The sequence below is a fragment of the Cohnella sp. genome (genome assembly GCF_041640265.1).
Lineage (GTDB): Bacteria > Bacillota > Bacilli > Paenibacillales > Paenibacillaceae > Cohnella.
This window is the reverse complement of sequence record NZ_JBEQAP010000005.1, coordinates 74,167-98,464: the sequence shown is the minus strand read 5'-3', so window position 1 is coordinate 98,464 and position 24,298 is coordinate 74,167. Positions and strand designations below refer to the sequence as shown.

Genomic DNA, 24,298 nt, shown 5'->3' with positions numbered 1-24,298 from the left:
GTTAAGGGTAAAAAAGTGAAGGGTTGTGCTTAGTTCACTTTTTATCCCTTCGAGCGGCTATCCCGGTATTCCGACGGAGATACGGAATAATAATTCCGGAAGGCTTTGCTGAAATAATTTTTATCCTTATACCCGAGCCTCTCGGCAATATCCTGAATCTTCAAGCTCGGATCGTCCAGAAGCTCCTTGGCCTTATTCATTCTTACCATCTGCACGTATTCGTGAATTCCGTATCCGAATTGTTGCTTGAATAGCTTCATCAGATATTCCCGGCTCAAATAATACTTGTCCGTGAACATCGATATTTTAATATCCTCGAAGTAATGATTATCAATATAAAGCTTGATGTCCCCTACCTCAAAGGGCCGATTCGCCGTGAGTGCATAACGAACTTCTCCGCCATAGTAATCCAAAATCCGATTCAGTAATGTTACAAACTGGTCAAAGGTCGCAAAATCGGTCGATATTCCAATTTCTCTAAGAGCAGAGTTTCCGCTCTTCGGCAATCGTTCGGGAGCAACGTTTAATTCCAGCGCCATATCATTCAGCAAAATCACGAGCTCTTGGAGTGTACGGTCGGCTTCACCTAAGCTGCAGCCCTCCACAGACCTCCATTTATTCACGAACTCGCCCATGATACTTCTCGCGTGATGCAAATTTCCACTTTCTATCGCACCTCTTATTAGCGGAATTCTGCTGGATAGAGAATAATTGTCCCTCATCGAGACTTGATTGGAATCGCTGGCAACCATCGCGCCATTCAGCCTTAGCAGATCGGTGCTGATAATAGAGGATTTCGCCAATTCATAGGATGAAGCGATCTCCATTACATCATTATACGGTTCTCCGATCCCAGCTACCGCCACGAGACCGAACAGCTCCTGCAGAGTCGTTGCAACCTTCTTCATTCGGTGGATAGTTCGGAAAATCATGTCCTCCCGATATCCGCCCTTCATTGTAATAATTGCTGTAATTTCCCGCTCCTGCTTCGGATTCGCAAAGCTGAAGCACTGGAACTTATCACCCGCTATTTCGTTAACGACATTCGTCACTGCAAAATGGAGCAAGTCTACATCCTCATGAAACCGACTATTCCTGATCTGATCCAAATTGAGTATTCTTAAGACTGACACTGTGAACCGGTTGCCAGGCTCATCCGCTCCAATTAAAGGCAAAAAAGCTTCATTCGTCTGATTCTTGAAGCTTCGTTCGATAATGGAAACGTAAATTTTTTCTTTCAGCTTCGGGAGCGACATATTAAGCGTAATGTTCTGGTTAATAAATTCGCTTTCTTTCTTACGCTTGGCATCCAGCACATTAACAGCTTTGAGCAGCGCTTGATTCAGATCGTGTCGATTAATCGGTTTCAATAAATAATCGACTACCTTGGAGTGAATCGCTTGGCGGGTATATTCAAAATCGTCATATCCGCTAATTACAATTGTTAATAGATCGGGATAATCGCGTTCTATCATTTGCAGAAGCTCCATGCCGCTTAGCTCCGGCATCTTCATGTCGACGATAGCCAGATCAATCCTATGTTCCTTCAGCATTTCTAGACCCATTTTCCCATCCGTTGCTTCTAGCACTTGCTCTACGCCTAGAGCTTCCCAATCACCCAATATTCGGATGGCTTCGCGAAGCGGCTCTTCATCGTCAATAATTAGTACGTTAACCATAAGCGACAACTCCCAGGGGCAACAACATTTCCATTGCCGTACCTTTGTGATCCGATCGAATGAGGAGCTCGGCATCTTCGCCATATAGCAGCTTTAAGCGAGTGTTCAAATTAACCAATCCTATACTCTCACTCTCATGATCCCGCTCTTCCCAATCGCTCTTGAACGTATTCCTCACATGCTCCAGCCTCTCCGGAGTAAAACCCGGGCCGTTATCATAGACGGAAATAATGGCATGAGTCTCGCTTAGACGTGCCGCAATGGCAATGATCACCGTACTGGACACCTTCTCTAGCGCATGCTTGATGGCATTCTCGACTAGCGTCTGAACAGACAGCTTCGGAATTTCCAGCTCCATCAAAGAGTCCTCCCAATCGTAGGTCACTTGAAGTCTGCTGCCGAAGCGCGCTTTCTGCAACGAAAGATATCGTTCGATATGCTTTAATTCCTCTCTGGCATACACAACATCTTTTCCGCTTATGCAGTATCGTAACGTCATGGCTAACGCATCTATCATCTCTGCAATATCGTACCTGTCGTTCTTCAAGGCTTTGGTGGAAATCGCCTGAAGCGCGTTATACAAGAAATGCGGATTGATCTCAGCTTCCAAAGCTTTCAGGATCGCGTTCTTCTCCACAAGCTTCATCTTGTAGCGTTCGTTAATAAGGTCATTGGTGCCTCTCACCATTTGATTGAAATGCCGGGACAAGTAGGCGATCTCATCTCGACCCTTCACTTGGGCTTCCGCATCAAAGTCCCCCTCGCTGAATCGACTCATCTGGTGAGACAATTTCTTCAGCGGTTTCGTAATGGCATTCGATATGAGAGTCACGAGAATGACTGACAGAATCAGAAAAATAAATCCAATCATATAGCTCAAATTCCGGTTGGTTGTCGCCGCTTCATAAATTTGTTTGTAGGGAATCGGCTTGATTAGCTTCCAGCCGCTCTTCTCGGCTATGTCATATATCACAAGATATTTCTGCTCTCCATCTACCCAAGTTAAACGATTATTCGCGCTTTGATTAATATTATCAATTAATCCGTCATTCCGGACACGACTATAAAAGGAAAGATCATCGGTATAAAACAGCTCATTATCCGGACTAAGCATCATAATGTGCTGTCCCTCGTTAAACGGAATATCCTTCATGATTTCATCTTGAACGGACGAATTAAAGTAGAAGGAGATAACTGCTTGAGGCTTCCGGGAGACGATTGACCGAAACATCCTGTGATAGGCCAAGAAGCTATTCTTCGTGTCAACGGGATATCCTATCTCAGCTTCCGAAGAACTCACAAAAGACTGGAAAGCACTGTTGGACGGGCTTTCTAGAGACTGCTTATACCATGGCATGCTTGGGATGGCAGGCGCTGCTCCTTTTCGAACCGTTATATTATAATTCTCCTTTGTGATGGAATAATACTTCCGCTGATCAACCAGATATAGATAAATAGCCTCTACATCTTGGCGCGAAAAATAAAGGGTTCGCAAGTAATCTTCCAAAAACATCTGGGAAGCATAGTCCTTATTTTCATTCAAGACTGCAATTGTGAACTCGTCATACGAGGTTTGGGGCAGGGATAATTGGTCAATTCCCCCCAAATAGTCCTCCATGTTCTGATTGACCAGCAGGAGATTGTTCGTGGTACTCTCGATGTTGTGGTTGACGGACTCCTTCTGCAGCATCTGGTACGAGATAACCGTCAGCGATGCGACTACGAGTACAACTATGGATGTGAAAAGCAAAATAAGCTTGTTCACCAGTCTCCTTGAGATGCGTTCATACACCGACATAACAGCTTTTGCGGCTCGTTTAATAAGAGTATCCATAATTCTCCTTTACGGCATTCCGTTCACCTTTTTACCCCTAAGTGTTTTCTTAAATCCATTTTGGCACTGGGAAGGCTGTCTTATAATAAACAATATGACAACTCTCACGGCTAAAAGCCAATGAGCTTCTCAGATCATCGAGACTCGTATCCTAATCTCTCCCTGAAGGCTCCGTCCGAGCCTGGAATTGGTTTGTCGTTACGACACTTGCAAGGCACGTTGCAAAATGTTCCTTGCGGCGTTTACGTCCCGATCCTCCACATAACCACAGGTACAGCGATGGATGCGTTCGGAAAGAGATTTCTTTACGATCTCACCACAATTGGAGCAAATCTGGCTTGTATTGCGCGGATCCACTTGAACAACCCTTCTACCGGCGCTTTCAGCCTTGTATGAAGTGAATTGCACAAGCTGGCTCCATCCTGCATCTGCAATACTTTTCGCAAGATGATGGTTCTTAACCATCCCGTGCACATTTAGTTGCTCAAAAGCAATGAGGCCGTACTGATTGACGAGTGTTCTGCTAACTTTATGGGCATAGTCTTTACGTTGATTTGCAATATGTTCATGGAGTTTGGCAAGGTAAGTTACGGACTTCTTTCGACGGTTGGAACCTTTCTTTTTACGGGATACCGCTCTCTGCAGCTTCTTCAACTTTCGTTCGCTCTTGTGGAGATGCTTAGGCGAACCAAAAGGTTCTCCATCAGAAGGAATTGCCAAATGCTTAATGCCAAGATCGATGCCCACTTGTGAATCGTTTGGAGCTAGCGGTTTTGCATCCACTTCACAGGAGAAGCACACGTAGTAGCAACCATTCTTCACACTGAGGGTACACGTCTTCACCGTACCTTCGATCTGACGATGCAGCTTAATCTTAACCGCACCGATTTTCGAGAGCTGAACTTTATTTCCACGCAAAACATATCCGCCTTGAGGATAGGTAAACGAGTCATATCTCTGTTGTGGCTTAAATCGAGGGAACCCAGCTTTCTTACCCTGCTTGACTCGGCGAAAGAATGCTTGATACGCTTTATCAAGCCGCTTTGCAACGTCCTGCAGCACTTGGGAATGAACTTGCCTAAGCGCAGGAATGTGCTTTTTACGTTCGTTAAACGTGTTCGCTTGCTCGTAGTAGGAAATCGTTTTTCCTTTGCTCTTATACGCCACTATACGTTCTTCGAGCAAACGATTATAGAGTAGGCGGCAGCGTTCAAGTGTAAACTGGATTTGGTTCTTTTGTTCTTTTGTTCCTTTGTTGGATACAGTCGATATTTAAAGGTCAGTCGCATGGATTCACCCCCCATGGAAAAGTATACCACAGATACGGGAACAAACGTTTGTAATTTTCTCAAAGAAGGCGGCTTATTTCCCACCCCTAGAGGGGATGGGTTTTACGCCGCAATCTATAACCGAAAAAGGGTTTTGTCTAGTTCGGCAGCCATATATCCTTACACGAACCACGACGAGAAGAGGTGCTCACATGATTAAACGATTAGGGAGAAAATGGGGCGAGAAGCTGGAATTCGGCATTTTTACCTTGCCGGTGCTGCTTTGTATCGCCGTTGCGTTCTATATTCCGTTTGCCATGACTATCCGTTATTCCTTGACCAAGTGGAACGGAATTGCTAAATCCCCGACCTTCATCGGACTGGATAACTTCAAGCAAATATTCATGGGCGATGCCAATTTCAACAGTGCGGCTTGGTTTACCGTTAAATACGCGATTCTGTATATTGTTCTAGTCAACGTACTGGCCATTGGACTTGCCGTCATACTGGATATGAAGCTGAAAAGCACGACATGGCTTAGAACGTCATTCTTCATTCCTTACATTCTCAGCTTGGTTATTGTCGGCTTCATATGGAAGTTTATTTTCATGCAGGGCTTTGAATCGCTCGGAGCCAGTACAGGATGGGGAATCTTCAAGCTCAGCTGGCTCGGGGAACCCGGTCTCGCGTTTATATCGATACTCGGGGTTTCAATCTGGCAATCGACCGGGTTTTACCTGGTTATCTACATTGCGGGCTTGCAGTCCGTACCGGAAGACTTGAAAGAAGCAGCAACTGTTGACGGCGCCGGACCTTTCCGTAAATTCATTAGCATTACGTTACCGTTGCTGGCTCCTTCCATCACCATATCAGTATTCATGGCTTTGACAAATTCAATTAAGGTGTTCGATGTCATTCTCTCGCTGACAGGCGGAGGACCCGGCGGCACCACTTATAGCTTGGCATACGATATTTATAGAGACACCTTCCAGAATAATCTCTATGGGTATGGAACAGCCAAAGCGCTTATTCTGTTCGTAGCTGTATTAGTCGTTACGATTATTCAATTAACGCTCTTCAAACGAAGGGAGGTTGAAGCCTAATGAAAGCAGTCCAATCTCACAGCAAATTCAAATTCGGTCGTCTTGTACTTGAGGTTGTCATGGTTTTGTTCTCGATCCTGTTTCTATATCCGCTGTTCTTGGCCATCAACAACTCCCTGAAGAGCTTCAGCGAGGTGATGACCGATGTTGTCGCTTTGCCGAAACAGCTTGCCTTCGAGAACTACTCGTATGTCTGGCAGTTCATTAATTACCCGAAGCTATTCCTGAACAATACTATCGTAACCTCGGTCGGGCTTGCGGGGATTATCCTGGTCTCATCCATCGCCGCGTACAAGCTAGCTAGAACGAAAAGCAGACTGAGCATTATCCTATATATCATCTGTATCATGCCGATGCTTATACCGTTTCAATCGATCATGCTTACTGTGCTCAAACTTGCCAAGGATATCCATCTAACCAACAGCACATGGGGACTCGGCGTACTGTATTGGGGATTCGGAGCACCGCTTGCTGTGTTCATCTATCACGGCTTCGTGAAGGGCATTCCCAAAGAGATCGACGAAAGCGCAACGATAGATGGAGCGTCTGGCTTCCGGCTATTCTTCAGCGTTATCTTCCCGTTGCTCAAGTCGGTTACCGCAACAATTATCATCATCGACGTTATGTGGATCTGGAACGACTTCTTGCTGCCGCTTCTTATGGTCAACGGATCGCCTGATACGAAAACATTGACCCTTGCCGCTTATACGTTCGTCGGCCAATACACATCGGATTGGCAGTATGCGATGACGGCTATGGTTATGGCGGTACTCCCGTCTATCGTCGTGTTTATCCTCTTGCAGAAATTCATCGTCAAAGGCGTCGTTGCCGGTGCTGTTAAAGGGTAATCTTAAAAAATATAGATTGACTCGAAAATCATAATTAATTCAAAAAAGAGGCGATGGAATTGTCGCCTCTTTTGTCATTGGATGATTCCACCAAAACCTCTAGTTTCGTGTTATTATTTAGAAAATTCGGAACCAGGAGGAAAGTATGCTCATCAAACTTTATCCCGACGATGAAATGCTGCATCAACATCCTTTTACCCATTCAGAAGTGCCGTACAATTTGATTCACTTGATTAGCAGTAATGAACGCAACTTTTGTTTGAGAAGCAGGGACGGTAACTTCATTTTCGCACAAACGCCTGGTCACAACGCTTGGGTTTGGGTGGACGAAAATGTAGATGACACAGAAGCACAAAATCTCATCAAAGAACTGATCGAACGAGTGGAAGATGTGGAGTTGCCAGGACTGTCTGGAGAACCTGAATTCATTGAGAAGTTGGCAAGCGCTTATTCCCTTGCACGCAATGTGTCATATCGCACTGATATGCTAATGGAGTCGTACTTTTGCCTAAGTGTAAAGCCGCCTGTAAAAGTCAGTGCGACTTTGATAAAAGCGTCTAACGAGTATATTGAGACTATTGCGCAATTTTGTGCTGGTTTTGCCTGTGACGCTTACGGGACATATGTTGAACCATCTAGTCAACTCTCCGATGCAAAACATATGGTTAGCACAGAGAACTTGTATCTTCTATTTGCGGATTCCACTCCTGTTTCTATGGCAAATATCGCACACCGCTCTGCACGACACGCTCGCATTAACGCCGTTTACACTCCGCCTGAGAATCGCAAGAAAGGGTATGCTAGTGCCGCTGTCGCGAAACTATGCGACATTGTAAACAAAGAGGGGTTGCAGCCGATGCTATACGCCGACATGAAGAACCCCGACTCTAACAAGGTTTATAAAAACATTGGGTTTGTGGAGAGCGGAAAAATTGCAGATATTAAATTCTCAAAATAAAAATACAAACTCAACCCTTAATCCACATCCGCTTAAATGCGGTAAGAACGGGGTGGGGCACGTAAACAGTCCCCTGTTCATTGGAGAACAGAGGACCCGTTTATTGCCGGGCTTGGAAAGCCGCACGCTGCTCGCCATTACCCTTTCAAGCTGCTTCCCGTCGTTATCGATAGATCCCGAAAGTTCTCGACCGAAACTTTCTTCTCATAAAAGTGTGTCGCATTCGACTGAATTCCTTCGCGTGTGTAGAACGAGTCGTCCGACGTAAGAGGAAAAGTTACTTTCTCTCCGGTGCTTGCGGACTTGTAGATACCGAGAATAAGTTCAAGCGTACTTCGGCCGCTCTGCCCGTCGATAAGTACCGGCGCTCCCGTTTCAATGGCATTTAGGACATTATCAATTTGACCCGCATGACCCTCATGTTTAACCTCCGGCAAGCTTTCGTACAGCTTTCGGATTTCTTCCTCTAATAACACGTTATCCACGGGAAAACCGTTCGGCTGAGAACTCGACGCCTTGAGCTTCCACGGAGCAGAGACACGAGCTTGTTTTCCTTGAAAAATGAGCTGCTGCTCTTCGCCATGATGGACAACGGAGCTCGTGATTTGCCCAAGGGCGCCTTGCGGGAAGCGAAGCATCGCAATCGAAATATCTTCGACTTCCGCATTATCATGTGATGTGTTGCCCATGAAAGCCTGCAGCTCACTTGGACGACCCATCATCCATAACAGCGCATCAATATGATGAACCGCATGATTGAGTGTACACCCGCCGCCTTCCTTATCCCAAGTTCCACGCCACCACAGATCGTAATAGCAATGCCCCCGCCACCAGTAGGAGTCCACCTGAGCATGAACGATCGGCCCCATCAGTCCGCTGTCGAGGACGGATTTCAGCTTCATCATCGGAGTTCTGAACCGATTCTGCGCGATAACCGATAGAATTTTGCCGCTATTTCGTGCTGCTTCGTTCATTTCGTCGCATTCCTGCAGGGAGGAAGCCATCGGCTTCTCGACCATCACATGTTTTCCTGCCTTAAGAAAGTCAACGGCGATCGATGCATGGGTATAGGGCGGCGTGCAAACCGAGACCAAATCAATATCTAGTGACAACAGGTCCTTGTAATCTTGGAAAGCTATCGCATCGGTCAATTGGAATTGGTCTATTCGGTGCTGTGCCTTATCCGCATAGATGTCGGAAATCGCCACGATTTCGCAGCGCTCTGGAAACCGCAAGTAAGCTTCAATATGCGCGGTACTGATGGCGCCTGCACCGATAATGGCCACTTTTAACATAGTATCAAACCTCCAAAATAAGTAGGGTAAGCAGTCTATTCGACTCTAACCGCAAGATTTTGCACTTTCAAACAAAGCTCGGCGGCTTTGAACGCATGCTCCTGAGTCATAGCGTTCTCCGTGCGGTGAATGCAATCGAGGATCAATTGGCCGAAGAAAGGATATCCGATTTGCCCCTCCACTGCAAAGTGCTGCTCTCCGTCCCCATTCACCAGGTAGACGTGCTGTCCTGTGGTATCGCGAGCGATGTCCACATATTTTCTCAATTCGATATACCCTTCCGTACCGAGAATAATCGTACGTCCGTCTCCCCATGTGCTTAAACCGTTCGGAGACAGCCAGTCCACCCGAAAATAGAACGTTGCACCATTGTCCCCAACGAGCGTAGCGTCGCCGAAATCCTCCAGCTCCGGGTAATTTTTATTGTTATAATTGGCGATATGCGAATGGACAACCGTCGCGTCTTTGGCACCGGAATAAGTAAGGAACTGTTCGATTTGATGGCTCCCGATGTCGCATAGAATTCCGCCATACTTTTCCCTCTTGAAAAACCAGTCTGGCCTATGCTGCGCGTTCAGACGATGAGGCCCCAGTCCAATCACTTGCACAACTCGCCCGATTGCCCCTTGATCAACCAAATCTCCGGCGTATATCGCACTCTCCGTATGCAGTCTTTCACTGTAGTAAACCATATATTTTTTGCCAGTTTTGTTTACTTGCTTGCGGGCTTGCTCGAGCTGTTCTAGCGTAGTAAAGGGAGCTTTGTCCGTAAAATAGTCTTTGCCGGCCTCCATGACGCGTAGTCCGAGCGCACACCTCTCCGAGGTAACCGCAGCAGAAGCGATCATTTGAATACTGGGATCCGACAAAATTTCTGCTTCGGAGGATGCCGGAACTGCTTGAGGAAACCGTTCAACAAATGCTCTGAGCTTAGCCGAGTCGGGATCATAGACGCTGACAAGCTCTCCGCCCGCACCAATCAATCCCTCACACATTCCATTAATGTGTCCGTGGTCGAGCGCGATGGCAGCAAAACGAAATTCACCAGGTTGGACAACCGGCTTCGGCTTACTTGCGGGGGCATAATTCATTCCATCTTGCTTAGACATTTCCATGCATCTCCTCTGTGTTCGGATGATCCTGATTTATACCCTCATGTTAAACCAAATACAGCATTTTTTATGAATCAATATTGTGCTAAAATAAAATAATCTTGCGGTATTTAAAGCGGTTTCAACATTATCCTTAAGCGGGGTGATTCAAGATCATGAGCACGGCAGCCGATCCATTAGAGTTTTATTATCGGAGATCGTCAGATCTTCCCTTCTTTGAAGTGTTTCATGCGCACCGCCAGATGGAATTTACTTACGTGCATGAGGGAACCGGAAATTTGATAATCGAGGGTAAACAATATTCCATAGAGCCGAATACCTTAATGATCTTTCAACCCTTTCAACTCCACCGCGTACAGATGGATACCGCTCCAGGACTTCCTTTCATCCGTACGGTAATCATGTTCGACCCCGCCATACTTATGCCTTACTGGAGAAGCTTCCCGATACTTGAGCGGTTCTTTCAAGAGGTTCATAAGCGGACAGATGGCAGACCCCTGTATGAGATTCGTGAGTCCGAGCCGATCATCGCAATAATGAAGCATTTTAATGATGCTCAAGCCAAACTGTCCGCACATGAAATGAAAGAGGAAAATGATTTTTTCCTGCTAGATTTTATGCGTCAACTAAAGCAGCTATGGAAAAAACCCGATTATCATGTTTCCTCGCTTTCACGAAGGCATCATCATCGGGCCGAGGAAATTATGCAATGGATTGAACTGCACCATCCTGAAGCTTTTCAACTGCATCAATTGGCTAACGATCTCCACTTGTCCCCGTATCATGTCGCTCATTTATTTAAGCAAGCTACTGGGTCCACTATCGTCGATTATACGAAAGCTACAAGAATAAGGCACGCATGCGTCTATCTGATCCAGACAATGTTAACCGTTCCGGAAATCGGTGTTAGAGTCGGAATCCCAAACCCTTCATACTTCTGCAAAGTATTCCGTGCGCACATGGGCAGTACACCACACCAATACAGGCTGCATATTCAAAAAAGATGAGTCGCTGACTTCTCTGTCATCGTTTTATAGGACGTTAACCGTGGCCTTCTCTCCTTTTTGCAGCTGATACATCTTGTAATATCTGCCTTCAAGCGCCATGAGCGCTTCATGGTTCCCGCGTTCGACGATCTCGCCGCGGTGCAGCACGAGGATCTGATCGGCATCCCGGATGGTCGAAAGCCTATGCGCGATGACTAAAGTGGTTCGGCCTTCACTGACGACCTTAAGCGCTTGTTGGATCAGCCCTTCCGTCTCGCTGTCGATGCTAGCCGTTGCTTCATCCAGGATCAGAATGGACGGATCGAACGCGAGCGCCCGGGCGAAGGAAATCAGCTGGCGCTGCCCCGAAGACAGCGTGCTTCCGCGTTCCACAACTAGCTCGTCATACCCGCTGGGCAGCTGCTCAACGAATGGAGCTGCTCCCACGTCCTTTAAAGCATTTTTCACCCGATCTAGCGTAATTTCTTTGTTGTACAGACTCACGTTAAATTTAATATCTCCTGCGAATAAATACGGATCCTGCAATACGATCCCCATATTCTTACGCAGCGCTTGCTTGGATTGATGGCGGATATCGTTACCATCGATCGTAATCTTACCTGCACCTGGTTCATAGAAACCGAGCAGCAGATTGATGATCGAGCTTTTTCCTGATCCGGTATGACCGACCAGCGCCACAGTCTCCCCTTTACGAGCCTCGAAGGAAATACTCTTTAACACATTTTCCCCAGGCTTATATGCAAAAGTGACATTTTCGAATTTCACGATTCCTTCCGGACGCTTCACTTGATCCGTATTTTCGACCTCCGCACCCTCCATGTCCATAATCGCGAACACTTTCTCTGCGGACACGAACGCTCTCTGCGCATTCGTTAACTGATCGAAAATCCCGATGATGGGATGAAAGATCCTTCCCAAATATTCGACGAATGCATAGAACACACCAAAGGAGATGGCACCCTGCAAGGATTGTCCTCCAAACCGCCAAATCACGAACGCAGTGACTAAGCTGCCAATCGTTCCTACGATGTTACGAGAAGATAGGGAAAACACTCGGAATTGCTTGATCTGATTTACATACCTATCTTTATTCAGCACCTCGAACTCCTCGAGTGTAACTTTCTCGCGGCGAAAGGCTTGAATAATCGGCATAACTACAATGGATTCATTAATCATCGCGTTCATATCGCTTAGCCGGGCCCGCATGACTGCAATATACTTCTTCGAGTATCTCAAGTGAATGATCATAATCAACACGAAGATCGGCGGTAACAGCAATGTGAATGCGGCGAGCTGCGCATCAAGGATAAATAAAGCAACGTAGATTCCCATCAATTGAATAAAGCTTACGACGAATGTCGCCATGAAGCTCATGAACAGGTCACGGACAGCTTCCGTGTCATTGGCGATTCGCGATACAACCTGACCGATCGGCGTATTGTCGAAGTATCGCAGCGGGATCCGTTGAATGTGCCGCATTAAGTCCATCCGCATGTTCTTTATAATCTGCAGTGCTGTAGATTGTAGAATATACGATTGCGTGAAATTGCCTAAACTTGCGAATAGGAGAAGCGCCAAATATAAACCAAGGAGTCCGAGTACTGCACTTAGATCACCTGCGATGGGTATAAGTCCACTCGTAGCGGGAGTCAGATGCTTATCAATTATGGTTTTGGTAATAAAGGGACCGCCAAGCTCAGCGCCTACCGCTAAGCAAAGAACAAACAGAGCGCCGATAATTCTGAATTTATAGACAAGCGCATGCGCGAACAATCTTCTCGTCGTGGATGGCTGAGGTTTCATTGCGGCCTCCTTCTATAGTGGGCTACAGCGATCGGTAGGGCATCCTGTACCGGATTAAATTGCTTATTCTTCTAAGCTGGCTTCCATCTGCTGATGCTCCCATTGCTCCTTGTACCAACCGCCGAACAGCATGAGCTGATCATGAGTGCCTTCCTCGAGAATCTGCCCTTCACTGAGGACGAGAATCCAGTTGGCATGGCTGACGGCTGATAGACGGTGAGTTGAGATTAAGGTCGTCTTACCCTCTCGCTCTCTGCGGATATGATTTAGAATCCGGCTCTCCGTACGCGCATCCACCGCAGATAATGAATCGTCTAGCAACAATATTTCGGAATCGATGAGCAACGCTCGGGCAATCGCCAGACGTTGCTTCTGCCCACCCGATAACATAACGCCATTCTCGCCGACAATTGTATCTAATCCTTCTGGCATCTGTGCAATATCCTGCGTGAAGGAGGCCATCTCTACTGCGTGGGCGATCTCTTCATCCGTTGCATCCGGCTTACCTAGTGCGATATTGTCGCGGATAGATTTGGACAGCAGAAGATGCTCTTGAGGTACATAAGCAACCCATCGCTTCATCTGCTCGATTGCAATCTGTTCAACCGAAACGTCAGAGATAAGAAGCCTATTGGGTTCCACAGGGTATTGGCGAAGCAATTGCTTAAGCAATGTACTTTTCCCGCTCCCCGTTCTTCCGACAATTCCTAGCGTCTCTCCTTTCTCAAGACGAAAGGAGACGTTATTGAGACTTGTATTTTCTGCCGTCGGATACGTAAAGGTTAACTGCTTCATCTCGATCGAGGCAGGTGAAGCTATTACCGCAGGGGCTTTCACCTCTTGTATATCAGCCTTCTGAGCTAAAGTCGTCTCCAATCGATCCGCAGAAGCGCTTCCGCGCTGCAGCACATTAATAAACTCGCCGAATGAGATCATGGGCCAGATTAACATCCCTAGATACATGTTGAAGGCCACTAGCTGCCCTAATGTGATTTCCCCATCGAATACAAGATAAGAGCCGTAACCAATCCCAATGCTGTAGCTAGCACCAACAATAAGTGAAATGGTCGGTTGAAAGAGAGCATTAAGAATCGAGACTCTTCTGTTCTTATCCCTAACCTCGGAGGTCATTTGATCAAAAGCATCAAGATCATGATTCTCCTGAACGTAGGAACGAATGACGCGGATGCCCGAGATAGATTCCAGTGCGTGATCATTCATCTTGCCGAAGGCGGCTTGGGCATCCATAAACCGAGTCCTTACCTTCTTGCCTAGCTTACTAATGACAATAACGAGGAAAGGCAAAGGTATAAGCGCTGCTAACATGAGCTTAACGCTAATGAACGAAACCATCATCACCATAACTACAGAAGCTCCAACCAACGTGTTCACCAGCGTCATAACGCCGTACCCAGCCGTTTGCCCGATAGCTAGAATATCATTGGTAGCGAGCGCCATTAGCTGTCCCGTACTATTCCGCTGGAAAAAGGACGGCGTCATCTTGGATAGATGCGTGAGCAGACGCCCTCTGAGCAGCTTCTCGATCAGCGCCGAGTTACCGAATAAGGTCGTAATCCATAAATAGACCAGAATATATAAGAGCAAAGCTAGACCGACCAGCAAGAGCACGGTCTGATTCAGGGCGGAACCCGTTAAGCTGCCTTTATTGATCTGATCGATTGTATCCCCTATTAGCTTAGGCGGGACCATCGAGAGCAGGCTGACTAGCGTCATTATGGTGACCGCTATCGCGTAACTGCCCCATCTTTGTTTGAAAAACCATTGCAGCCTCATTACAAATAGCAAGGAATTCACCTCTTCCCAAAGTTCAACAGGTACTACCTGATTTTACAGTTTCATCCGATTCTAGTCTACGGGTTATCTCGATACCCATCTTACGTAAAAGATTCGTTGTATAACACTTAGGGTAACTATGAGTAACCAAGTATAACGGCTCTGCCGTCCTTGGGACAGTCGAAACAACAAATATTTCAAAATTAGGGGTGGTTCAAATGACGGTCCAACAACGCAATATGGATATTGAGGAAGTTCATGTAGAGAAACGCAAGAACTCCAGCTTAGTCGCGGCCACGTTCATCAAATATGCCGCTTATGTCATTATTTTCTTAGGTGTTCTGTATTTCCTAGCGGTTTATGTATTGCCTAAGCTGTAGGCTGAAGGCTTAGGCTGGAAGAAGAAGAAGAAGAAGAAGAACCTCGAGTATCGTGCTCGAGGTTCTTCACTTATGCAGAGCCCATTGGCACTTGGGAGCATGGTGTAAATTAATTTCACATTGCAACTAGAAACTAGCTAACGAACTAAAGCCCGTGGACAAAACCCATGGTCTGCTGAGTGCCGCCAAATTAAGCGACTCTAAATGCGCTAAAGCCCACGGGATGCGAATTCGTTTGATTTAACGCACTCTAAGTGCGCTAAAGTCCGAGGTGTACTGAGTGTGCGCTCAAAGGACTCAATCTTCAGGCAAATTCTCTTTACAGAAGGCGTTTAATTGAGCTTCCTCGTCCTCTTCCACGTCAAAGTCGAGTATTCGGTCAGTCGATCTCTCGATTAAATCGTAATTTACGATACTCCCCTGGTCTTCCTCCAATTTGTATACAAGCTTAATATAAATTCCATGCTCGGAATAAAGCTCATCGTCCTCCGGAATGTCCAAATAAAGCAGAAACTCGTAACGTTTACCAGTCAAAATCTTAAAAGGGTCCTTCACTAGTTCAGCACTATACTCTGTAATCGTTAGCATGTCTTCATCCTTCCTGGGTCAATCTGCGGACCGTTTGGTTTCCACCCATCCTTAAGTGGAACCCTCAGAGCTTACTTAGAGGTTTTACGAAATTCTTCCTCGTACAAAGCCGGTCTACGGTCATAAAATGGAGCAACCGCACCGCGCTGACGATTTTCTCGAAGCATGCGGAAATCCACCTCGGCGAAAATGGTCATATTCCGATTCAGTTCTCCAACCTGCATGATTCCATCCTCGAAAAAAGGTACATCACACGGCGTGAACACACCTGCTTGGCAATAGCCCTGATCCACCTGAGGGCGATCCTCTGTGAGAGTACCGACCAGCCCGCTCATCACGACAAAAACTTGATTCTCGATCGCTCTCGCTTGGCAGCAGTGCCGAACTCGATGATACCCATAAGAAGTATCCGTATAGGACGGACAGAGAATCAGCTCCGCGCCTCTGACGGCGGCAGCTCTTGCCAGCTCCGGAAATTCAATGTCATAACAGGTTAGAATCGCTGCGCGGCCCCACTCGGTATCGAAGACGTTAAGCTCCTCACCGGCAGTTAACGGCCAACGGATATGCTCCTCCGGTGTCAGATGCAGCTTACTCTGTGTCTCCATCCGTCCATCAGGAAAGAACAGAAACGCTTTATTAACGAATTCTCCAGCTTCGCGGCATATATGCGAGCCTCCAAGAATAGCGATATTCCATTCCTTGCTCTGAAGCTCAAAAAACCGCAAATACTTAGCCGTGTAGAGGTCTAGATGATGGCACGCTTCATCATGCATCATTGTCGGAACGATACTGAGAAGGTGAGTGGTTAAATATTCGGGAAATACAATGAGGGCAGCACCATTCTCTGCTGCATCCTGGATCTTAACCGATAGCCCTGTCCAGAATTGCTCTTCCGTCAGGATATCCGTAAGTCCGTATTGCGTCGTTGCGATCGTTATTTTTTTCATGTGCACCTCTTGTATGTTCATGAACGAATTTGTAGGGAATAGATGTCTGTCCGGCGGTCCCGAAACGTCAGGACGTCCTCCGATTTACGGAATCGCTGCAGCGTCTCCATATCAACCTCGACCATGATTACCGTTTCAGTATTCTCGCTGCATTCACCCGCAATCCCATCACGCGAGAAGGAGAAATCCGCAGGTGTGTAGATTCCCGATTGCGCATACTGAATATCCACATTGTCTACGTGGGTTAGATTCCCTACCGTTCCCGATGTCACCGTGAACACCTGGTTCTCGATCGCGCGCGCCTGTGCGCAATATTTAACCCGAAGAAAGGTCTGCCTGTCCTCCGCGCAAAAAGGAACGAATATGATCTGAGCCCCTTCCTCCGCGACGATCCGAGAGATTTCCGGATACTCGATATCGCTGCTGAGCTGAATCGATATTTTGCCGCAGTCCGTATCGAATACTTCGAGCTTCGATCCACCGTTAATGCCCCACCATCTGCGTTCGTTCGGAGAAATATGCAGCTTGTACTGCTGCTCGATCGTGCCATCCCGGCGAAACAAATGGGCCACGTTATAAATTCGGTTGTTATTCTCCACGAAGTGAGAGCCGCCGATAATGTTTACGTTGTATTTCACCGCTAAATCCGAGAACAACTCGACATAATTCGTTGTAAACTCTGTCAGCTTCCGAATAGCTAAGCTCGGTGAGCGCTCTTCCAAGAAGGATAACAGCTGCATCGTGAGGTTCTCCGGGAACACTGCGAAATCCGATTTATAATCCGCAGCAACATCAACATAATGCTCGCATTGCGTAGCGAATTCTTCGAAGGAATCGATCTTCTTCAGCATATACTGAACAACGCATATCCGTACAGGGAAAGACATCTTGTAATGCGTTTTATTGATGCTCGGCTTATATTCAATGTTATTCCATTCCAGTAATGCCGCAAAATTCATCGAATCCTCATCGTCTGACAAATAATTGGTAATAATTCGCTTTAGCGTGAAGCCATTCATCATCTGGAACGTAAGCACGGGATCATAGATATTTTGCTGCAGCACTTCCTCTGCATAATCTTTCGGAGACATTTTGTCGCTGTAATGATGATACCCAGGAATTCGTCCGCCGACAATAATACTCTTAAGGTTGAGCTTCTCCGCTAAACGTTTGCGTGCTTCATACAGTCTTCTGCCGATCTTCATCCGTCGGAAATCAGGATGAACCATGACTTCCATTCCGTAAAGATTACCGCCTCGGCGGTTATGATTGCGAATATAACCCTTATCCGTTATTTCCGAATAGGAATGCTGCTCTAAATAGTCATCAAAATTTACGATCAGGCTAGAACAGGAGCCAATAATATCTCCATCTAACTCTACGCAAATTTGCCCCTCTGGAAATACGCGGATATGACTTTCCAATTGCTCCTTTTTCCAAGGATGCATATTAGGAAAGCAAATATATTGAAGCTCGATAATCTTATCGAAGTCTTCTCGCTCGATATTGCGAATGATGATCTTCTTCTCGAATTGCGAAATTTGATCTGATGTCATATAGACAACCTCTTTTTTTGTGGTTTGATATCTATTATAACCCATAGAGCCAATCAGCGTATTCCCGCCTTAACAACCGCCGAATAACCACTATTATTATCGAAACGACACTACCTTTGTCACCTGCGCAGGAAGCTCATGGCAAACCTCGAATATCCTATTCAAACGTACGAAAGGGTTGATACAGTTGGATAAGGTAATTCTAAAAACGAAGGATGCTGCAGAGCTGCTCGGTGTTAGCCAGACGACCATCAAACGGTGGGCCTCTCATTTCCCCTCATTCTTCCATAAGGACCGAAATGGTCATTATGCACTTTCCGATAAACAGATCAGTCTGCTTATCTATATTAAAGACCGAGTCGAACAGGGAGATTCCTTAGATCAGATCACGCTCCCGACTAATCCTGTCTTAGAACCTCTGAAGCCTTTCGATAGCCTCACTACTCCTATGGATGATATGATAAGCCGGCTTCGGGAGGTCGAGCGCTCGCTTGAGCAAAAAGCCGATGAGGTCGTATCCGCGCAAGTGCTTCAGCACCGGGTAGAGCTAGAAGAGCTGCGTCAGGTCGTCGCCCAATTGGCAGCTTCCGTTGAAACGATGCGGAATCCGGCACCCAAGCCGATCAGTTTACCTAGGAATGACTACCCTTTAAAGAAAGAGCCCTCTGAGCCTCATAAGAGGAAAAGGAGATTTTTTCTTTTTTAGAAAATGCAGCGCTTCAATATAAGACCATCTCCCAGGAATACCACAATCATACTTTTCAGGGTATTATTGTAATGTGCCTCATTTGACGGTATACACATATACAGGAGTACGATATAAATCCCTGCACGTAATCACTCTATCCGGCTCCCAGCCAGGGAGGGCGAAGCATATGCTTATGATACATTGTCCCGGAGTAAGTCGATCACGGAATATCCCGCTCAGTCGTCTCATCGCACCTGGGAATAGGTAGCAGACAATCAAATCCACGGTCTCATAAGGATACTTATATAAATTTCCCCGAATGAAAGAAATCGGATTACCCGGTTCAGCGGATGCAACGAATTGATCCTTGCGAAGAGCTAAACGCGCTAATAGCTTCGAAACTGCCAACGGAATCACGGAGTTCTCTATTCCGATAATCCGCCAGCCGGTACACCGCTTCGCAAGATGCAGCGCAAGCGTACCCCATCCCGAGCCCGCATCCGCTAATGACCCCTGCTTATTCAGCCGATGAATCTCATTGGATACCTCACGTCTAACTAAACGGGATGCGGGCATAGGGGTAATCCCGTTCCTCCAGCTCGCATATACAATGGACAAGACTGCTAGAAACACAGCCGCCGCGAACAGGAAGGATACCATGCGATAGATCTCTGCTGCCATGTTCCTCCCTCCAATTTCCAGCCTACCTCCGGAACGAACCGCCTGCAGGACGAACTTCGACTTCTTAATTCCTCTAAGCGACAAGACCGCTTTCATTTGATCAAACAAACCGGCCTTTTGTCCGATATCGCCGTTGATGAGTAACATCCCCTCTGATTCTCCTGCGCTGCTACATATTTAAGGGGAGAAATTCGCAAACTATATTAAAAAAAATGAAAGCAGTGGTTATATTGACAAACTTATTCGAAGCGGCAATTGATGTGATGAAAACACTAGTAGATGATCAACCGAAGCCACCGTTACATATCGGTGAAGCCATGACATGTTGGACATACCTAACCATGCTTGAAGAAGAAAAAGCGAACGTGCAAATCGGATTAAACACAACAACAGATAACGACCTCTTAGATGCACTTTCTGCATCTTTGGATTTAGCAACGGCACAAGCAACCGAACTAAGGAATTTCATGCTTAGAGAGGGTGTTACTCTACCCCCTGTATCCGAGATCAAACCAACATCAGAATCCCAATCCGTACCTATGGGCGTCAAACTGACTGACGATGAAATTGCCAATGCGTTATCCATTAAACTTGTCTCTAATTACATGACTTGTGCTACTGGCGCTATGCAATCCGTACGTAATGATGTGGGACTGATGTTTGCTAAATTTCAGGGAGAGAAACTGAAGTTTGGCGCTTCATTAAAAACCTTAATGCGTAAGCGCGGATGGATTAAAATACCTCCCTATTATGTTCCTAACGGACTGCCGACACCATAATTTATAATTCCTTCGCCCAACCGAATGGATCGGGAATGCTCCCGCGTTGAATCCCTGTAATGACATCGTAGACCTGCGCTGCGAGCGGACCAGTCTTGCCTTCTTGCAGCGTAAGCTTCTTCCCTTGGAAGCACAATTCTCCGATCGGCGAGATAACGGCCGCTGTCCCTGTGCCGAACGCCTCTACCAGCTCGCCGCTTCCGAATGCATCTATTAATTCATCGATGGAGATCAATCGTTCCTGAACGGGAATATTCCAGTGACGCAATAGCTGAAGCACCGAATCCCTAGTTACTCCATCCAATATGCTTCCATTAAGTGCCGGAGTCAGCACGGTATTCCCGATTTTGAAAAAAACATTCATGCTTCCGACTTCCTCAATATACTTACGGTGCACGCCATCTAACCACAGCACCTGTGAGTATCCTTTGACGGAAGCCAACTGCTGCGCCTTCAAGCCTGCCGCGTAATTTCCCCCGGCCTTGGCAGTACCCATCCCACCCGGTACAGCCCTGACGAATTGGTCCTCTACGTAGATGCTGACCGGATTGATTCCTTCCTCGTAATAAGAGCCAACCGGCGACAAAATGATCATAAACTGATAATTCTCCGAAGGGGCTACTCCCAGCGTATTTTGTGTCGCAATGATAAATGGACGTATATAAAGAGAGTTACCTTGCTCCGAAGGTATCCAGTCCCGGTCGATTAGAACAAGCTGTCTTAAGGCTTCCAGCACGAGCTCTTCATTAAGAGGAGGAATACTTAAGCGATCATTCGAGGCGTTAAGACGTTGGATATTCTTAGCCGGGCGAAACATGAGTATTCGCTGATCTAGCGTTTGGTACACCTTCATTCCTTCGAATACCGTCTGCCCATAGTGAAATACCTTAGCAGCGGGATCGAGCAGAATCGGCTGATAAGGCACGATTCTCGGATGATGCCAACCTTCGCCTTGATCATAGTTCATAATGAACATATGATCCGTGAAGTACTTGCCGAAGCCCAGCAACGCAGGGCTCGCAGGCTTTTGTTTCTTAGCGGAAGATAGCTCCACCGTAATCGTCTGACCCATCTGATCTTCATCCCCTTTTCTTGAATCTATTCGTAGGTTGCGTTATAGTATGCGTTCCAAATGGATCTCTTGCTCCTTGCTTAAATCGATAAATCCTCCCTCAACCTCAACGACCGGATGAACCGGATCATGTGAGCTGACCATAATGATTCTCCCCTCAAGCCCATTAGACAGAACCACTGAATTTCCGATTAGCATATCCATTATTCTCTTCAGAAAGCTTAAGGTAATGTTCGGTTCAAGTGCACCGTAAACGTTGGCCGACAATTCTTGAAGTACTTTGTAGAACGGAACGGGATCCTTATAGACTCGCTTGGAGATCATGGCATGGAAAACATCCGCGACAGCAACGATCTTGCTGTACGGATCAATCTGGTTGCCCTTCAATCCGAAGGGATATCCGCTGCCATCCTCCCTTTCATGATGCTGCAAGGCGACAAACGCATTCCGTTCGGGAATGCCAATAGATTGTTTAATCATCTCATAGCCGAATATCGTATGCTGCTTCATGAGTTCGTACTCTTCTGCAGTAAGCTTCCCCGGCTTTTTCAAGATCTCACCCGGTATCTTCGCCTTCCCGATATCATGCAGGAATCCCGCTGTAGTAATATTATCTAATGCTTCCTCATCATACCCCCTGGCTCTGCCGATTATCTTCGAAATTAAGGCAACCCCTATACTATGCCGATAAACATATTCATCATGGTGCTCCAAATGCGCGAGAATTTGACTCAAATTAGGATGATGGCTCATAAAGACGATAATCGGAATGATCTTCTCGCGGACGTCCGTGTATGAAATTTGATCCGCATAGGTCGCTGTATGGAACAAATCTTTAACTTCCTTAATCGCAGAATCGACAAGCTCCAGAACCGCCGCCGGTTCCACGTCTTCATTGCTCAGCTCTACTTTTTGTTGGTAGAGAAAATTGATGTCGTTGTCAGTGAGAATAGATAAGGTAGGGATGACGAGCGTCCCTAATTGATTATAAATATTTTTGTTAATTCGCATTCCCTTGTAATGAACCTGCAATGTCTGGCCTTCTTTCATTTCACTAGCCCTCTCCTTTTTTGTGGCGCTTACACCCGCCTTTTCATACTAAAGCTATCGAATGTTATGTTCTCTACGACTTCGAATAGATCTTTACAATATTTACCCACGCAGACCCGTCCAGAATACAGCCTTCTCACATGCACTCTTTTTTGGGCTTTAAGCACAGAATTCGCCACGGTTTGACCACCGACTATCCCAGCCGAGATGCTATCGCCCGCTTCCAACGTAGAGCCCCTGCAGATGGAATTATCCTGCCTAAAAGTAATGCTCCTAGCTGAGAGCAAATCGCAGAGGAGTACTCCGTCACGATGGATCACAATATCGCCTTTGGACTTTAATTCACTTTTGTGGCATTGGTTAATGCTGATCTCCGCTTTCTCTTCCTGCATTCGGGCGACTTCTCCGTAAGTGTCCTGAAGCAAGGTTAGGAAGTTTTGTACGAAGCTGTAAGTTGCTATCTCGAGCAGCTGGTCTGGCTTGATGAAAATCTCGGAGATTCTCTTGAGATTCTCGTAGTCCTCTTGTTTAATATGTTGGATATGGGTGAGAACAATCAGCAATTCTTTGATTGCATCGGGAATTTCTCTCATTTTATTCTCTAATAACAACAAAATAACTTGGCCGTACCGCAGTGGTTGCTTCTTTGCCTCCATCGTATGAACGAGTAATTGGGAAGCAGACAACAGCCTCTCTATAGAATCGCACAACAGCTTTGAAGTGTGGTACAGCCGACTGAAGAACATGCCAAAATAGCCGGAATAAAGCTTGCTTGCAATAATATTCCCTCTAATATTAATACTGCCCGTAGCTGTTATGGCAGAATTGTACACACTGCCGAATATGTATACATTACCGAGAGATTCGATAGTCATATTGTCCGTAACATCACCTTGTACGATAACGTCTCCCGAGAAGACAATGTTACCCGTCTCAATATCTACATTCCCTGGAATGACATAAGATGTTGAAATATCGAAAAATTTTGTTTTATCACCCGTCATTCTCGGTCTGCCTTGCTTCCTCGCGATAATGGTTCCGTCCTCGGTAATCTCAACGTTAGACTTAACGTGGACGGAGATATCTTTAGGCGGACTAGGCGCCTTTACGAAACCCACAACATCGTAACCTGGAATCCCTTCAACCAACGGAATCTTTCTTGCCATTACCTCCCCCTCTTTGACAGACGGAATGCGCAAATGGTCGCGGAAATTGATTGTGCCTGCAACCTCGAAGAACTGATTCTCTAGCTGCTGGGAGAAGTAAATTTCTAGACGGGCATCTTTTCCGTGTATCGGCGCCTTCCCTTGAGCCACAATTACAGGATGATGAGAGGGAAGCAGAAGCTCCTGTTGGATGGCAGCGAAATCAATATCCGCCTTAATCGCCATTTGATCAAGCTTATTCACGACTTGGCTTAGATCAACCGTCTCTAACACGATGTTCTTGTTCATCTCTGCTCTCAATGTCACACTCGTTTCCCGCCTTACTTCCGCCAAATACCAAGGATGGCGCTCCTTAGAAACGAGGTACAGACAGGCAAGCAGCTTGTCCTCGGACAGGGTGATCTCATACAAAGGTTGTTCCTCGATCTCCCAAGAAATACTGTCTGTAGAAGAAACCTTGGCCTTTGTGAGGACTTCCTTGTTATTTATTTTTATTTTCACCGGCAGCAAGGGAGTCAGTGTCGCGTATTTCCCGCCATTCACCGGATCGTGAACGATAATCCGTTGTTGCGTGACCTGTATCCACCCATCTTCCTTGTTGAATTCCTGGCAATAGGTAACCGCTTCGTTGGTCCGCTCCTGCCCAGGCATATTATTGTTCAAGTTAACACCTCTCAATTAAACCGA

Annotated in this window: 21 protein-coding genes and 1 pseudogene; 7 read left to right on the top strand and 15 right to left on the bottom strand. The window is 46.4% G+C overall.

Features of this window, described 5'->3' with window-relative positions:
• Positions 1–41: 41 nt before the first annotated feature.
• The 4 genes and pseudogenes from ACESLK_RS06025 to ACESLK_RS06010 all read right to left on the bottom strand — a co-directional run.
• Entirely contained in the window at positions 42–1,679 is a 1,638-nt protein-coding gene (locus tag ACESLK_RS06025) for a response regulator transcription factor (protein ID WP_372663502.1), read from the bottom strand.
• Positions 1,672–3,513: a sensor histidine kinase gene (locus ACESLK_RS06020; protein WP_372663500.1), complete on the bottom strand. Its 1,842-nt coding sequence runs from the start codon at positions 3,511–3,513 to the stop codon at positions 1,672–1,674. The genes ACESLK_RS06025 and ACESLK_RS06020 overlap by 8 nt, the downstream gene beginning before the upstream one ends.
• A gap of 198 nt (positions 3,514–3,711) precedes the next feature.
• Positions 3,712–4,785, bottom strand: coding sequence for an RNA-guided endonuclease InsQ/TnpB family protein (locus tag ACESLK_RS06015; protein ID WP_372663695.1), 1,074 nt, complete (start codon positions 4,783–4,785; stop codon positions 3,712–3,714).
• Positions 4,770–4,817: pseudogene (locus tag ACESLK_RS06010) on the bottom strand (hypothetical protein); the annotation flags it as partial. The pseudogene ACESLK_RS06010 and the gene ACESLK_RS06015, both read right to left, overlap by 16 nt.
• 176 nt (positions 4,818–4,993) lie before the next feature.
• On the opposite strand from ACESLK_RS06010, the gene ACESLK_RS06005 reads away from it, so the two are divergent.
• From ACESLK_RS06005 to ACESLK_RS05995, 3 genes are all read left to right on the top strand, one after another.
• Positions 4,994–5,884: a carbohydrate ABC transporter permease gene (locus tag ACESLK_RS06005; protein WP_372663498.1), complete on the top strand. Its 891-nt coding sequence runs from the start codon at positions 4,994–4,996 to the stop codon at positions 5,882–5,884.
• Positions 5,884–6,732: a carbohydrate ABC transporter permease gene (locus ACESLK_RS06000; protein ID WP_372663496.1), complete on the top strand. Its 849-nt coding sequence runs from the start codon at positions 5,884–5,886 to the stop codon at positions 6,730–6,732. The genes ACESLK_RS06005 and ACESLK_RS06000 overlap by 1 nt, the downstream gene beginning before the upstream one ends.
• A gap of 145 nt (positions 6,733–6,877) precedes the next feature.
• Positions 6,878–7,690, top strand: a complete 813-nt coding sequence (locus ACESLK_RS05995; RefSeq protein ID WP_372663494.1) for a GNAT family N-acetyltransferase — start codon at positions 6,878–6,880, stop codon at positions 7,688–7,690.
• Positions 7,691–7,827: 137 nt separating this feature from the next.
• Here the strand turns inward: ACESLK_RS05995 and ACESLK_RS05990 are convergent, their stop codons facing one another.
• Complete coding sequence (locus tag ACESLK_RS05990) at positions 7,828–8,985, bottom strand: Gfo/Idh/MocA family protein (protein ID WP_372663492.1); 1,158 nt, start codon at positions 8,983–8,985, stop codon at positions 7,828–7,830.
• 35 nt (positions 8,986–9,020) lie between these two features.
• Positions 9,021–10,094: a Gfo/Idh/MocA family protein gene (locus ACESLK_RS05985; RefSeq protein ID WP_372663490.1), complete on the bottom strand. Its 1,074-nt coding sequence runs from the start codon at positions 10,092–10,094 to the stop codon at positions 9,021–9,023.
• A gap of 158 nt (positions 10,095–10,252) precedes the next feature.
• Between ACESLK_RS05985 and ACESLK_RS05980 the strand changes: the two genes are divergently transcribed.
• Positions 10,253–11,104, top strand: coding sequence for an AraC family transcriptional regulator (locus ACESLK_RS05980; protein ID WP_372663488.1), 852 nt, complete (start codon positions 10,253–10,255; stop codon positions 11,102–11,104).
• A 24-nt stretch (positions 11,105–11,128) separates the two neighbouring features.
• On the opposite strand, the gene ACESLK_RS05975 is transcribed toward ACESLK_RS05980, so the two are convergent.
• Entirely contained in the window at positions 11,129–12,907 is a 1,779-nt protein-coding gene (locus ACESLK_RS05975) for an ABC transporter ATP-binding protein (protein WP_372663486.1), read from the bottom strand.
• A gap of 63 nt (positions 12,908–12,970) precedes the next feature.
• Positions 12,971–14,713: an ABC transporter ATP-binding protein gene (locus ACESLK_RS05970; protein ID WP_372663484.1), complete on the bottom strand. Its 1,743-nt coding sequence runs from the start codon at positions 14,711–14,713 to the stop codon at positions 12,971–12,973.
• 206 nt (positions 14,714–14,919) lie between these two features.
• On the opposite strand from ACESLK_RS05970, the gene ACESLK_RS05965 reads away from it, so the two are divergent.
• Complete coding sequence (locus ACESLK_RS05965; RefSeq protein WP_372663482.1) at positions 14,920–15,081, top strand: hypothetical protein; 162 nt, start codon at positions 14,920–14,922, stop codon at positions 15,079–15,081.
• Between the two features lie 297 nt (positions 15,082–15,378).
• Here the strand turns inward: ACESLK_RS05965 and ACESLK_RS05960 are convergent, their stop codons facing one another.
• From ACESLK_RS05960 to ACESLK_RS05950, 3 genes are all read right to left on the bottom strand, one after another.
• Positions 15,379–15,669 (bottom strand): DUF6509 family protein, encoded by a 291-nt coding sequence (locus ACESLK_RS05960; protein ID WP_372663480.1) that lies wholly within the window; start codon positions 15,667–15,669, stop codon positions 15,379–15,381.
• A gap of 71 nt (positions 15,670–15,740) precedes the next feature.
• On the bottom strand, positions 15,741–16,619 hold the full coding sequence (locus tag ACESLK_RS05955) for a carbon-nitrogen hydrolase family protein (RefSeq protein WP_372663478.1): 879 nt from the start codon (positions 16,617–16,619) through the stop codon (positions 15,741–15,743).
• 17 nt (positions 16,620–16,636) lie between these two features.
• Positions 16,637–18,175, bottom strand: coding sequence for a GNAT family N-acetyltransferase (locus ACESLK_RS05950; protein ID WP_372663476.1), 1,539 nt, complete (start codon positions 18,173–18,175; stop codon positions 16,637–16,639).
• Positions 18,176–18,362: 187 nt separating this feature from the next.
• Between ACESLK_RS05950 and ACESLK_RS05945 the strand changes: the two genes are divergently transcribed.
• Positions 18,363–18,881, top strand: a complete 519-nt coding sequence (locus ACESLK_RS05945; RefSeq protein WP_372663474.1) for a MerR family transcriptional regulator — start codon at positions 18,363–18,365, stop codon at positions 18,879–18,881.
• Between the two features lie 78 nt (positions 18,882–18,959).
• Here ACESLK_RS05945 and ACESLK_RS05940 read toward each other — a convergent pair whose 3' ends face one another.
• Positions 18,960–19,691, bottom strand: coding sequence for a class I SAM-dependent methyltransferase (locus tag ACESLK_RS05940; RefSeq protein ID WP_372663473.1), 732 nt, complete (start codon positions 19,689–19,691; stop codon positions 18,960–18,962).
• Positions 19,692–19,756: 65 nt separating this feature from the next.
• On the opposite strand from ACESLK_RS05940, the gene ACESLK_RS05935 reads away from it, so the two are divergent.
• Entirely contained in the window at positions 19,757–20,323 is a 567-nt protein-coding gene (locus tag ACESLK_RS05935) for a DUF3231 family protein (RefSeq protein WP_372663471.1), read from the top strand.
• A gap of 1 nt (position 20,324) precedes the next feature.
• Here the strand turns inward: ACESLK_RS05935 and ACESLK_RS05930 are convergent, their stop codons facing one another.
• From ACESLK_RS05930 to ACESLK_RS05920, 3 genes are read right to left on the bottom strand one after another with little or no spacing between them, the layout of a single operon-like run.
• On the bottom strand, positions 20,325–21,395 hold the full coding sequence (locus ACESLK_RS05930) for a branched-chain amino acid aminotransferase (protein ID WP_372663469.1): 1,071 nt from the start codon (positions 21,393–21,395) through the stop codon (positions 20,325–20,327).
• Positions 21,396–21,437: 42 nt separating this feature from the next.
• The gene (locus tag ACESLK_RS05925; RefSeq protein ID WP_372663467.1) at positions 21,438–22,445 is read right to left on the bottom strand and encodes an HD-GYP domain-containing protein; all 1,008 of its coding nucleotides are present in this window, start codon (positions 22,443–22,445) and stop codon (positions 21,438–21,440) included.
• Between the two features lie 29 nt (positions 22,446–22,474).
• The gene (locus ACESLK_RS05920; RefSeq protein ID WP_372663465.1) at positions 22,475–24,274 is read right to left on the bottom strand and encodes a flagellar assembly protein A; all 1,800 of its coding nucleotides are present in this window, start codon (positions 24,272–24,274) and stop codon (positions 22,475–22,477) included.
• Positions 24,275–24,298 lie beyond the last annotated feature (24 nt).